The sequence below is a fragment of the Dysgonomonas sp. 521 genome, from assembly GCF_010501055.1.
In the GTDB taxonomy this organism is placed as follows: Bacteria; Bacteroidota; Bacteroidia; order Bacteroidales; family Dysgonomonadaceae; genus Dysgonomonas.
Genome location: NZ_QVMO01000097.1, coordinates 1 through 13,902, shown reverse-complemented (window position 1 = coordinate 13,902; position 13,902 = coordinate 1). Strand labels below are relative to the sequence as shown.

Below are 13,902 nucleotides of genomic sequence, written 5' to 3'. Positions count from 1 at the left end.
GCTTAAGAAAAAAACGGTAATTTTGTCAGACTAATTTGCACAGTGAGTGGGTGGGTATCACCGGAATCACTGGGTGGGTATCGCCGGAATATGCAATAATGAAGAGGCTGATAGTTTAGATCTCTCTGATGGTTTTGATAAAGATGGGATTTCTATATGGAGTCCAGAAGAATACACGTTTAACAATTATGTTTCTTCTATAGGGACATTGAACTATATAAGTGTCTTCCCTCGAATAAAAATTAGATATAATGATGGACAAACTGTAAATGTAGAATGGAAGATTAACAGCAAAACCTATGAATCAATAGAAGATAGAAAAGATTGGAAAGCGGATATCCAAAAGTGGGAGACATCATTTATATCAAGTATCGATATAAAATCTAGCTTCAATTTTGGAGATAAAATTGAAGCTAGAATTTGCATTGATAATGAAGTCTTTGAACGAGGAATAAGTGTAAAAGAAAATAAAATTGTCGCAGATATCTATGATTTAAAATGGCAGATGTCGAAAAGCGAAGTAATGCAAAAAGAAAGTTATAGGATAAAGGGAAACTTTGAACTAACAGAGATCTCCCCTACAATGTTGTATGTTGGAATTTGTTATAATATGAACTCTTTATCATCAGCCACAGTATATACCTTTGAAAAAGATAAGTTAATCGAGGTTGCAGAATATGAACATCTGACATACGATAAGCAAGTTCCTAAAGATTTTGTTTCCTTTTGTAAACAATTAGGTTTTGAAAAAGAACTAATTCTTGATAATGGGAAACTAAAAGAGAGCCATTCATGGAATAATGGAAAAGTTGAATTTAAGATACACCACCGAGATGATAATCTACTTCAAGACTATATAGGAATATCTTATAGACCATATAGTAAATAAGAATCTTTACAATTCATCTATTCTTAATATGCCCTCCAAAATAGTGTTTCTCAATATAAAATCACATATTTAATAAAATAAAGACAGGCTGTCCCTTAAGATCAGGGTCAGCCTTATTTCTTTTATCAGAAAGGATAGCCTATCCCAAAATGCCATGCCATCCGGTTCAGCCGGGGTTTGAATAGTACGAAGCGGTCTGATTGATCGAGCCCGGGATCATAAGCCTGCATACCCGCGTCGAAGCGCAACAATAAGAAACCTAAATCGAATCGGATACCAAGACCGTAAGATACGGCAATCTCCTTATAGAAGCGGTTGAACTTAAACTGCCCGTCTGGCTGTGATGTATAATCTTTTAATGTCCATACATTTCCGGCATCAATAAACTGGGCAAATTCGAAAAGAGGAGTCAATTTATACCTGTTTTCTATACTGAATTCCAATTTCATGTCGCCTGTCTGATTTACAAAGTCACTCTTTGCTCCATCGGGGCGTTGATACGAACCCGGGCCGAGCGAACGCGTGCTCCATCCCCTTATACTGTTTGCTCCCCCTGCAAAAAACCGCCTTTCGAACGGTAATACGTCCGAATTCCCATAAGGCTGAGCCAATCCTAATCCGATGCGGTAAGCAAACGAGTGTATCTTTGAGAAGTAAAAAGTACTCGAATATTCTATACTTCCCTTCACATATTCGGCATAAGCAACACCCAGTATCTTTTTCTGCCCTGTTTCTTCATCTGCTTTAGTACCATTTATGGATGTCACTAACCGGGGTAAGGCTCCGGCCACCTCAAATGAACCGCGAAGGGTATATGTAGGAGCCAGGGAATTCAGGCGGCGCCCGTTTACTAAAGTAGCGGTGTAGGCTGTACGCGAAACCAGCTGATCTCTGTAGCTCTCCCGCAATAAAGCGTTTTCATCGTTCTCAAAATAATCTTCCCTGAAATCGTCCGACATCCACGGCATCCGTATATAGTTGATGTCTATCAGGTCGAGAGCATGGCGCAGCCTGTATCTGTGGGTAGACCACCCGTAATTCAACGTTGTATTAAAGAACTGGCGGGTATATTCCTCACGATGCTGATTGGTAAACCCTAACGAAATCTTTGTAGACGCAGAAGGCTGTTCGCGCCAGCTTTTCTTAAGCCACGGGAAAAGGAACAAAGGGAAAGTAAGGCTTGTTTCCGCACCATACTCATAATAATTCTGATTCATGATATCATCCTCTTTCTTACCGGCGATGAATTCATAAGCCCCTTTCAACTTTATACTGAACTGCTCGCCGCCATTGAAGATATTCTGATGCTGATATGAAACGCTCGGTGCTACACCGATATCCCCTGCGGAGTTTGTTCCGTCTACCCCTGCCTTAAAGCGGTGCGCATTGGCGGGAAGCAAAATTATTGTCGCGTCCAGCAAGCGTGTACTGTCTTCCGGAGACGGAGTTACACTTATATTGGCCTGCTTTATGGCTCCCATCTTGGTATATGCCTCGTAAGTGCCGTTCAGAGCCATATCAGAGAAGTAGCGTCCCTTTCGCATATAGTTGTTACGGGCAATTGTAGAATTACGCAGAAAATTATTCCTGCCATGTATGATAGTGATTCCTTTATATTCTGTGGTATCTGCACGCCTGAAGAACCATCTGTTCGTATTTATTTGTCCTCCGCCAGCACCCCGGTTTTCGCTGTTAAGCGAGTTTATACCCGAAATAACGGTTATCTTGTTCATCCTATACCGTGGGTATGGCAAACTGTCTTTAGCCGGATACACATCGAGGTATAAATCCACCTGATGCGAATTCAGCGTAGAATCGACCTTAAAATACAAGTATTCCTTCGAAAAGTTATAGTAACCCACATTACGCATTATATTGCTTACCCTTGCACGCTCTTCTTCGAGCATATCCATATCGTACATGTCGCCTTTACTAAGTACAGGTTTCATTGGTATCCTGTTCATAATACGTGCCATCGTAGTATCACTGAGGGTATATTTATAGTCGCGGATAAGATATGGAGTGCCGCCTTGCAGGTTATATGTGACCGATATTTTCTTCCCGTTCACTTTCAGTGTGGTATCTGCCACGGCATTCAGGTATCCTTGGTTGTTCAGTTGCTTTAGCAACTGGTTTCTCGACATTTCTGTTTGCGAAGCGCTGTAAATCACAGGAGGCTGCCCCAGCTTACGTATAATTTTATTTGTCCATGTGGAGTCTTCGCCTGCCATATTATATATCTTTAGCCGGTACTTTCCCAACAGGGGAACGCTTGTGTTTGGCTGCTGGCGGACAAAATCTTCCAAATCGGAAGTTGCATTCTTCGTGTCATGTTTTATACTGAAATCGTCCAGTAAATAACTCCCGTCCGGAATGTCTTTTGTGGTAGTACATGCCGCAAGAATGAGGAGGAGAACCGATGATATGAATGTATATTTTTTCATTAAAATTATTAACGTTCGACAAAGATACAATGTTTAACAAATAGATAACGTAAAAATGTTAAGATTCGTTTGTACAGCGTAATCTCTTTTCTCTCCTCTCTTTCTCTTGTTTATAAAAAAGTGACAAAGGTGACACTTTTTTCATTACTTTTCCCTGTCACCTTTTTCCTCTAACTATATCAAAGATCTCTTTATATAAGACAATTTTCTACGAAAAAACAACAGGCTGTACTACAAAAAAGTGACAGCCACCCCCAATAAACAACCTGTCCCGAAGGGACTAAACATGGATAACCACGGGTAAAACCCGTGGCAGGAACTGACTGAAAGACAATGTCTCCGTAGGAGGCAAATAGCGAAAAACAATCCCATTCGCCTCCTACGGAGACGGTCTATTCCTATCTGCTTTTGCCACGGGCTTTACCCGTGGTTATCCGTATTAGCCCGCTTCGCGGACTTAGAACCCTGACAGTAAAAGCAGGAATAGCAGGCTGCTGCAAAAAAGTGACAATTGAAAATCGACGGAGCGAAGCGTAGTCAAATGTGACACTTTTTTCATTACTTTTCTCTGTTACCTTTTTCCGCCGATTATATCAAAGAACGCTTTATGTCCCGAAGGGACTAAACATGTATAACCACGGGTAAAACCCGTGGCAGGGACTGACTGAAAAACATGTCTCCGTAGGAGGCAAATAGCGAAAACCAATCCCGTTCGCCTCCTACGGAGACGGTCTATTTCTATCTACTTTTGCCACGGGATTTACCCGTGGTTATCCGGATTAGCCCGCTTCGCGGACTTAGAAGTCTGACAGTAAAACAGAAATAGCAGGCTGCTGCAAAAAAGTGACAAAGGTGACACTTTTTTCATTACTTTTCCTTGTTACCTTTTTCCTCTGATTATATCAAAGAACGTTATATGTCCCGAAGGGACTAAACACAGATAACCACGGGTAAAACCCGTGGCAGGGACTGACTGAAAACATGTCTCCGTAGGAGGCAAATAGCGAAAAACAATCCCGTTCGCCTCCTACGGAGACGGTCTATTCCTATCTGCTTTTGCCACGGGCTTTACCCGTGGTTATCCGTATTAGCCCGCTTCGCGGACTTAGATGCCTGACTGTAAAAGCAGGAATAGGAGGCTGCTGCAAAAAAGTGACAAAGGTGCTAAGTACATGACAAAATTTTATATCCTGCTGTAGGGGCATCCCCTTGTGGGTGCCCGTAAACGATGACAAGCGGGCAGGGACAAGCCACTGCCCCTACATCGTCTCCAAATCGTGTTTGAATAATTTTTGTCATGTACTGTGCAAAGGTGACACTTTTTTCAGTGTTTTCAATCGTTACTTTTCCTTTTCCATTTTTCCCTATTATTGGGTACCCCCCACCCTACAATCGTATCATATATAGATAAAATTATAGAAATAAAACAACTGATTGTTGCCTGTACTATCAATAAAAAATCCGGTTGTTTTTACGAACCGGATTTTGTTTTTATTTCTTTATGTTAGGCAATTCCAGCCCGTAACCTTTTATCCTGTCTTCCCGTTTCAGTAGTAAGGCCACGATCAGCGCTAATATTCCGAAACAGGTAAAAATTATCATCGGAAGGGTGTAATCGTATGTGAAACTTCCGTCAGGACGTTGTCCTGTGATACAGTATTTTTCCAGCACTTTCCCTATTAAATAAGGTACTCCCATCAATCCCCAGTTTTGTACCCAGAATATCAGCCCGTAAGCAGTTCCCAGTTTATTTTCAGGGATAATTTTAGGAACAGACGGCCACATGGCGGAAGGAACAAGGGAGAAAGCGATTCCCAGTAATACCATCAATGCAGTAGCGAACCACCATACATTTAGTAGAGGGATGGCAAACAGGAAGTGGACAGCGATTAACAATATCGCACCTATTATCATAATGGTGGCGCCTTTGCCTTTATTGTCGTACACACCGCCGAAGAAAGGGGTCAGGAATATTGCGCCAAGTGGCAATATTGCCGGAATATTGCCTGCAAATTCAAGCTCTACATTGTATTTGTTCGTCATCAAGTCCACAGCATATTTCAGGAAAGGGAAAACCGCAGAGTAGAACAAAACACACAGGAGGGCAATCAGCCAGAATCCTTTATTTTTAACTATAAACAAGATATCCGATACCTTAAATGGCTCTTCGGCGTTTTCGTCCGTCTGAGTCATAGAAGCATCCAGTTTCCTGTCCATAACGGAGAATACGAGGAAAGCGATTAACCCTATACATAACAAAACCAGACCGAATAATATAGGTGCGGAAATATTGTTGAAATATTTGGCAATAGGCACCGCGCCTGATAAGGCAAGAGTAGTTCCTATACGTGCGACAGAAACCTGTAAGCCCATTGCCAAAGCCATCTCGTGCCCCTTAAACCATCTTACGATCACTTTGGTAACGGTAATACCGGCAATTTCGACACCCATCCCGAAAATAGCGAAACCTATACTTGCCACCATTACCTGCGTACTGATACCAAATATAGTCCCTTCAAATGCCCCGCCATAAGCCACAGCATAATATTTCAGGGCACAGCCGCTAAGCATTAGGATACATGCCCCTACTCCTGTAAAGCGGACTCCCATCTTATCGAGGATAATACCTCCCAGAATAAGCATAAACAGGAATACATTGAACCACCCGTATGCACTGGTGAAAAATCCGTAATCCGAGCTTGACCATTCAAATTCACTTTCAAGCATTGATTTTAAAGGAGCCATTACATCTGTGATAAAATAACCACAGAACATGGTAAGGGCAACCACACACAGCACTCCCCATCGGGCAGCCTTAGAGTCACTTAACTTTTGTCTTAATTCTTGTCTTAATATTTCAGCCATAACAGGACTTGTTTTTGGGTATTTAATATTAGTTTTAAATTTTGCTATGCAAAAGTATTGAAAAGAATTATAAAAGTATTGCAATATGCTCAAAAACATGGCAATCTGTTATACCAAACACGAAACTATTTTAATTTAAATCATACACTAGACACAAATTAGCATTTATGAGAGAGTATTTAGAGTTTAAGGACGACAAATCCAGTAAATTTTGGAGTATAGAACTTGAGGGAAAAACTTTTACTGTTGTCTACGGTAAAATAGGGTCGACAGGCAAGGCCGATGTCAAATCCTTTGCATCAGAATCCGAAGCGGAGAAAGAAGCGAATAAATTGCTCAACTCGAAGCTGAAAAAAGGATATGAAAGGGCAGACGCTCCCGATTCGCATGGAGAAGGCGCCAAGATCAAGGCGCAGGAAAAATCAGAGAAGAAAAAACCGGAAGCAAAACAAGACATTGTCGCTCCTGAGGACGTAGCTGACGATGGCAAGATACATCCATGGCAATCGAAAGAGGAAGATTTCTGGGATGATGGCTTTGATGATGAAACCTTTGGGACAATAAGGGAGCCGGAAAGTGTGAAACCGGCCGCTAAAGGGCCGGAAAAAGACGTAGTCGGAAAATTTGATGAGAAAGAGTACAGCAGGCACCTGCATAAAATGGAAGACAGCGGAAGGTTTGCCCGCCTCAACGAGTTCCTCAAAGAGTTGGAAATAGTGAAGCAATATGCTGTAATGGCCGATAAAATAGAGCCGGAAAAAAACAGTTACTATATGCCGGTTCGGAATCTGTATAAATATAATTTAACCGCCACCCTCAAATGGATTTTCGATAATATTTCATTTAAGGCAGACCACATAAAGATTATAGAAATACTGCTGAAAGAAGGAGCGGACTTCGAATCAGTCGCCAAAGAGGAAATAGATGAATGTATAGGAGATCCTTTCTGGGATGAAAGAATACACCCCATGTGGATGAATTTTGTGGAAAGGTACAGGCAAGATCCTGATTACACAAAAACCGCTCTGTATTTCGAAGAATACCTGACAGGGCTGTTCAAAAAATCCACAGACATAGCTATTAAGCTTGTAAATAACCTGATCGAAGAAATTAAAAGTGGCAAACACCCGAAATATGAAGGGCAGACCACCCTGCCGAAGGAAATACGGGGGCTCAAACTTTATATCCACGATTATGACAAAGTCATTGTTTACGGGATCAAGAACACAGGCAATACAACCCTTGCGGAAGAAGAACTGAAAGGGATCAACGATTTTGACGAGTCGCTCGTTTCCATATATGCCCTTGATTACCTTAAGTCGAAATTCGAAGAAGTAGATAAAACAGAACTTGACTCAATATCCTCAGGCATTATGCAGGTAATGGTAGAAGGGATCGAAAACCCATTATATGAAAGTAAGGTAGAAACCGAGAATAAAGAACTGCTCGAAAAAGCACAGCTACTGGAGAATACAGAAGAATGGGAAAAGAAAGCGGAACTGATAGACGAAGTGACAGGCTACCTTGTATATCAGAAAAGCGACCCCGACAGAGCCCTTCGTATCATCAAGCGTTTCTTATATTCCGGCAACGGCAATGCCGAAGAAAAGGCGCGCAAAGCGCTTGAAAGATATGATGATGGCGCTCATCGTACGGCATGGTGGTTCGAGCGTGCTGTGTACTGGTGGGACAATATGGACTACGACTGGTCTCTCAGGACAATTAAGCGGTATGCCTTAGATGAAAAGTATCCGCCTGCGGTGGAGTTTTACCAGAAGCAACTGGCCGACGGGGTAATAACTGCCGGTAAAAAGGGAAAAGATAGTGATGAAGAAGATGATGATGATTACTACACCGATGAATTTGGTTATGGTAACGAGGCTCGGGTTCAGGAGTTTCTTGATAAATTTACCGAAGAGGATAAATTCAGGGAGACTGATAATGTAGTAATGCGTGCTTATTCAAATAGCAGGGTATATATTTACTTTAAGAAGGAATCGGAGAAAGCATACGAAGAGGCGTTAGATTTCCTTTTACACCTGATAAGCAAAGGATATGTAACTATTTTTGAGGGTTACCAGCTTTGCGTCCGTTTTGTGGCCAAGCCGGAATTTATCCCGAAAGTGGGCTTGCCTGCAACACAGTGTAACGCCTTTTTTGCAAGGGCTGTACGATACGAAAGCCTTCACGACAGGATCAGGCAGTATGTACTCACGGGAATGAATATGTTTGATGGCTACCACGACCTTGACGGGGACGAGAGATGTACTGTTGTAGGCGCTTTTGCGGCAAGCGCGCTGGCTCTTGCCGACAGGAAGCATCTGGATCTGGCTATCAGGTACGGCAAGCAGTCGGACGGCGAACATGAAGAGACGCAACTCGAACTGGCCTACGCCCTGGAAAAAGTGTATGGCGTGGATAAAGATACAGCTCCCGCTATCTACGAACTGATTATTTCGTATGACCATGCAGAAAACAAAGTAAAGGATACATTCTACAAAGACGCCGAAGTGCTGGAGGCCTTCACTAAATATCTGTATGGAGACGATTCGCACTTTAAGGAAGGGAAGATCGTCCGTTTTATGGGCTCTATGTTTCCCAAAGGTGGCCTAAAGGTAAAGATGAACGCACTGAAAGCATATTATGATAATGCTACCGATGCAAGGATAAAGAATATATATGCGGACTTTTACAATCTTGTGATTGATTCGGACGCAGCTTTAAGCTATAGTAAGCTTAGCCTTGAGCCACTTGCGTATGCAGGTGTGGAAGCGACTAAAAAAGAAAAAGCGTACGGACTGGAACTGAAAGAGGACAAGCCTGTAGTAATTGATATAAAAGAGGCGAAGAAAAGAGGGCTTGACGATAATATTATAAGCAAATCGGAAGGAAGGTACTCTAATGTTTTTTCTCCCCCTGTACTTACCGACCCACGGTTTCTGGAGCTGTTAATTACTGAGCATAACAGGAGGAGCGAGCGTGATATTTATAATAAAATAGGCGTATCAGGTTCGGGATGGAATTGCTTATACCAATTGGACAACAAGTGGGTAATAGACCTTTCGGTGGCTCCATACCAGTATGGTATTTTTATATACAATGGCAAAGACAAGCCGGTGGTGCTTTATGGAGCCTTAAAGTCCTCCGACCTATTGCTGAAAATGGGTAAACGCAAAATAAAGGACGATGAGGTAGAAGCCCTGATGGAAGAATACGCAGTACCCGGGATAGAAACGCCAAAAGGCAGTCCGATGATAATGCCCGAACCTCCTATACTGGCAATCATGGATCAGATACGGATGGGGCTGTTCGATGACAGGTTCTGCACAGCTCTTATCAATATAGAGAAGATAAAGCCCGAGGATGGAGAATATTATAAGAGCGCGCAGATATTCAAGGCATATATTCTTGAATTGAAATTAAAGAATTCAAGAAAAAGCAATCTCGTTTTCGATAAAGATAAAGAAGAACTAAAGAAGCTCTATAGTGAATTGCAACAACTTCTTCCCGAATACGATACGTATTGGCAGGAAAAGATTGCAAAATTTGTGTAGTATGTCGAGGCTGTGTCAGAAGCTTGTCATCCCGTGCCCAGCGCGGGATCCCCTGAAAAATCCATTGTGGTTGTCAAGGGGGTTGCGGGTCAGGCCCGCTATGACAATATCCCTTTATTAGCTTTTGATACAGCCTTTATAATGTTCTTAAAGAGACATTGATTTTTGATGTGTTTGCCCTGATTCATGGGAATCAGTAGTTAGATTTGTTTAAACTATATGTTGATTAATTTATTATCTGCGCGCAATCACAGATTGCTTGCCTTTCTTTTGGCCAAAGCCCCAAAAGAAAGCAAAAAGGCTTTTGCGCCCCGCTTCAACGTCCGACCCACCATCGGTTTGCCGGCTGAATGAAGTGATGAAAGATTCATCCTTCTACAGATTGGAAGATTATGATTAAAAGCGCCCGCACTTCATTCTACGCCGCCTGCACCGGGTGGGTACCCCGTACGCTCACTAACGGCGCTGGCTGACGCCTGACAAGAATAATCGCTTTCGAAACACTTGTCGTCGCATTGCGGTTTCGCGCATATGTTCCGCAGGCGGGGCACCCAATCCGTGAGCGGAGGCGTAGAACAAAAAGCTGTTTGAGCTTAGCCATGGGTTCGAATTTTAGCTAAGCACAGAGCGAGTTCTTTTTGTTCAGCCGCAGCTACGGTTTTGGGTCGCCGAGGGACAAGCGCTAGCCTTTTGCCTTCTTTTGGGCAATGCCAAAAGAAGGGGCAAGCCCGGGAGGGCGCGACAGCATGAGCGACAACTTATGTATTTAGCTTAGGATAGTATTTTGCTTAATATTAAAGAACGATTATATTAAGCATATTTTACAACTACTGATTGACATAATTCATAACTTATAATTCAAAACAATTATCTTTGTTCAAAATATAAGAACTATGACACTGAAGAATAAACATATCGTACTGGGTATCACAGGTAGTATTGCTGCTTATAAAGCCGCATCGCTGGCACGTCTGCTGATAAAAGCGGGTGCAGAGGTTCAGATCGTTATTACTCCTGCCGGAAAAGAGTTTATCACTCCCGTAACCTTGTCGGCATTGACAGGGAAACCTGTGGTCAGTGAATTTTTTACGGCGAATGACGGTACATGGCATAGCCATGTGGATTTAGGCCAGTGGGCCGATCTGATGCTCATCGCTCCGGCTACCGCCTCTACGTTGGGCAAGATGGCAAACGGGGTTGCCGACAATATGCTGATCACTACGTATATGTCGATGAAAGCGCCTGTTATGGTGGCTCCGGCTATGGATTTGGATATGTTTGCACATCCTGCTACTGTGCGCAACCTTGAAATACTCCGTTCGTACGGTAATATCATAATAGAACCTGCCTCCGGAGAGTTGGCTAGCCACCTGATTGGAAAAGGCCGCATGGAAGAACCCGAAAAGATTTTGTCTATTGTAGAAGATTATTTCTCAGAAGGGCAATCCCTTGCTAAAAAAAAAATACTGATAACGGCGGGACCTACGTATGAGAAAATAGACCCCGTACGTTTTATCGGGAATTATTCTTCCGGTAAAATGGGCTTTTCGCTTGCCGAAGAGTGCGCGCGCCGCGGAGCAGAAGTGATACTTGTTGCCGGCCCTGTTTCGCTAAAGATTAACCACCCGAACATAACAAGGATAGATGTGGAATCTGCCGATGAAATGTATAATGCCTCGGTAAAAGAATTCCCTGCGATGGATGCTGCCATACTGTGCGCCGCAGTTGCCGATTTCCGCCCGTCGGAGCAGTACAGCGAGAAAGTAAAGAGGGGGGAAGACCTGTTTACTATATCCCTTGTTCCCAATAAAGATATTGCCGCGTCGCTGGGTAAAATTAAAAAAGCGAACCAACGCCTTATCGGCTTCGCTCTGGAGACAAATGATGAGGAAACCAATGCCCTGAAAAAAATGGTAAAAAAGAATCTCGATTACATCGTCCTCAATTCGTTGAATGATGCAGGCGCAGGATTCAAACACGATACCAATAAGGTAACAATACTGAGTAAGAACGGAGAGAAAAAAGATTTTGCCCTCAAATCCAAGAAAGAAGTAGCCGCAGATATTGTAGATTATACGCTTTAATCTGCTTGTAAGCATTTGTCAGAAAATTCCATTATAATTATCTATTAAGTATGCGAATCAAGGGTTAAATGTGCCGTTAGGTACATCATATTGGTAGAAACATGAATGAAATTCGTTTTTTGTGCCGTCAGGTACAAAATGTGAATTGTTCTGTAGATATTGCGTACCTGACGGCACGCAATTAACCGGTTAAAGCTTCTTTCTACCAACATTCAGTCCCTAAAGGGACAAAAAACAGCACATTTAACCCTTGATTCGCATTAAGTAGATGAAAGGAACTAATGTCGCGTTTTTTATAATGGCTGTAGGGGGGTGTGTCAAAATAGACATGCCCTCTTTTTTACGCACAAAGGGCGAACTTTCCCAAGCTCGGTCTTTGCTATTTCCTAAAGTATTGCTAACTTCAGGTATTCAAAAAATTGTTATGTCAAAGATACATTTTCGTCCGTACATACCCAATCAAACGCTACTTTTTCCTGGTAGGATTGATGAAGATATTTCAGCGCACGATCCTGTTCGTGTAGTGAGCACCTTGATTGACCATCTTGATCTTAGTGGGATCAAGAAGTTATACAAGGAGTCCGGTCGTAGTCCTTATCACCCCCAGATGATGCTCAAGGTAATGATCTACGCCTATATGAATAACGTTTATTCCTGTCGCAAGATAGAGAAACTTCTGCTGCGCGACATCCATTATATCTGGCTTGCCGGCTATGAGAAACCTGATTTTATCACAATTAACCGCTTTCGTAACCGGGTCAAGAAAGAGATTAACCAGGTGTTTACCCAGCTGGTTCTTCTGCTTGCGAGCAAAGGCTATGTCAGTCTTGATGTAGAATATATCGATGGCACAAAGATTGAGTCTAAAGCTAATAAATATACCTTCGTATGGCGTAAGAGTATTGAAAAGAACCGTTCAAAACTACTGGATAAGATTAAAGTATTACTTGATCAGGTAGATGAAGCCATTGCTCAGGATAATGCCTCTGAGACAGAACAGGTTGAATTCACTCCGGCGGCTATTTCCAGTCTTGCCCAGGAATTGAATGCAGCATTGGCCGAACAGCCTGCTGGGCAAACCAAGGAAGAGAAGAAAGCGCGTAGAGAAAAACAGAAGCAGGTGAAGACACTCGAAAAGCATGCAGAAAAACTTGCCGAATACGATAATCAGCTACAAACTTTAGGTGATCGAAATTCTTATTCCAAAACCGACCCCTCGGCTACCTTCATGCGTATGAAAGAGGATGCGATGACGGGCGGTCAAACTAAACCCGGATACAACCTTCAAATAGGGACAGAGAACCAGTTTATCACTGATTTTTCACTGTTCCCCAATCCGACAGACACCTTGACATTTATTCCCTTTATGGGTTCGTTTCTTAACCGCTACAACCGTCTGCCCAAAGCAAGTGTTGCCGATTCAGGTTATGGTTCCGAAGAAAACTATCGCTTTATGGAAGAGAATCAGGTGGATGCTTTCGTTAAATATAATTGGTTCCACAAAGAGCAGAAGCGAGCCTTCAAAAACAATGCTTTTCTGTTAGACAACCTCTATTACAATGCCAAAGATGACTACTATGTTTGCCCTATGGGACAGCACATGTCGCTGATAGGAAAGACTCATAGGAAGACAGCAAACGGATATATAACTGAATCAAACCGTTACCGGGCCGAGCGATGCGAAGGTTGTCCACTTCGAAGCCAATGCTTCAAAGCTGAAGGGAATCGCACAATAGAAGTTAATCATCGTCTATCGGAATACAAACGGAAAGCCCGGGAGAGGTTAACCTCAGAGGAAGGGCTGGTTCACCGGTCAAAGCGTCCCATAGAACCGGAGGCGGTGTTCGGACAAATGAAATACAATATGGCATACCGTAGGTTCCGGCACATCGGAATCGACAAGGTTACTATGGACTTTACTTTCTTTGCCATAGCCTTTAACATCAAAAAGATGTGTGCCAAAATAGCAAAACAGGCAAACAAAAGCGCAAATAGAGAGAAAAATACACTAAAGACTACTCGTTTTCAAATTATATGCGACCTAAATTCAATCAAATCCATGAACC

8 protein-coding genes are annotated in these 13,902 nt (G+C 42.6%); 5 read left to right on the top strand and 3 right to left on the bottom strand.

Annotated elements, in window-relative coordinates:
- Nucleotides 1-46 precede the first annotated feature (46 nt).
- On the top strand, nt 47-889 hold the full coding sequence (locus D0T84_RS19075) for a hypothetical protein (RefSeq protein WP_163309450.1): 843 nt from the start codon (nt 47-49) through the stop codon (nt 887-889).
- Nucleotides 890-1,014: 125 nt separating this feature from the next.
- Here the strand turns inward: D0T84_RS19075 and D0T84_RS19070 are convergent, their stop codons facing one another.
- The 3 genes from D0T84_RS19070 to D0T84_RS19065 form a co-directional block, all read right to left on the bottom strand.
- Nucleotides 1,015-3,333 carry a BamA/TamA family outer membrane protein gene (locus D0T84_RS19070; protein ID WP_163309449.1) on the bottom strand — a complete coding sequence of 773 codons (2,319 nt, stop codon included), beginning with the start codon at nt 3,331-3,333 and terminating at the stop codon, nt 1,015-1,017.
- Nucleotides 3,334-4,497: 1,164 nt separating this feature from the next.
- Nucleotides 4,498-4,632, bottom strand: a complete 135-nt coding sequence (locus tag D0T84_RS23095) for a hypothetical protein (RefSeq protein WP_255495167.1) — start codon at nt 4,630-4,632, stop codon at nt 4,498-4,500.
- Nucleotides 4,633-4,824: 192 nt separating this feature from the next.
- Nucleotides 4,825-6,198: an MFS transporter gene (locus D0T84_RS19065; RefSeq protein ID WP_163309448.1), complete on the bottom strand. Its 1,374-nt coding sequence runs from the start codon at nt 6,196-6,198 to the stop codon at nt 4,825-4,827.
- Between the two features lie 167 nt (nt 6,199-6,365).
- Between D0T84_RS19065 and D0T84_RS19060 the strand changes: the two genes are divergently transcribed.
- The 4 genes from D0T84_RS19060 to D0T84_RS19045 all read left to right on the top strand — a co-directional run.
- Nucleotides 6,366-9,752 (top strand): DUF6138 family protein, encoded by a 3,387-nt coding sequence (locus D0T84_RS19060; RefSeq protein ID WP_163309447.1) that lies wholly within the window; start codon nt 6,366-6,368, stop codon nt 9,750-9,752.
- Nucleotides 9,753-10,011: 259 nt separating this feature from the next.
- The gene (locus D0T84_RS19055; RefSeq protein WP_163309446.1) at nt 10,012-10,152 is read left to right on the top strand and encodes a hypothetical protein; all 141 of its coding nucleotides are present in this window, start codon (nt 10,012-10,014) and stop codon (nt 10,150-10,152) included.
- 493 nt (nt 10,153-10,645) lie between these two features.
- The gene (gene coaBC / locus D0T84_RS19050; RefSeq protein ID WP_163309445.1) at nt 10,646-11,836 is read left to right on the top strand and encodes a bifunctional phosphopantothenoylcysteine decarboxylase/phosphopantothenate--cysteine ligase CoaBC; all 1,191 of its coding nucleotides are present in this window, start codon (nt 10,646-10,648) and stop codon (nt 11,834-11,836) included.
- Nucleotides 11,837-12,260: 424 nt separating this feature from the next.
- The coding region (locus D0T84_RS19045) for an IS1182 family transposase (RefSeq protein ID WP_255495474.1) at nt 12,261-13,902 on the top strand (1,642 nt) is incomplete at its 3' end.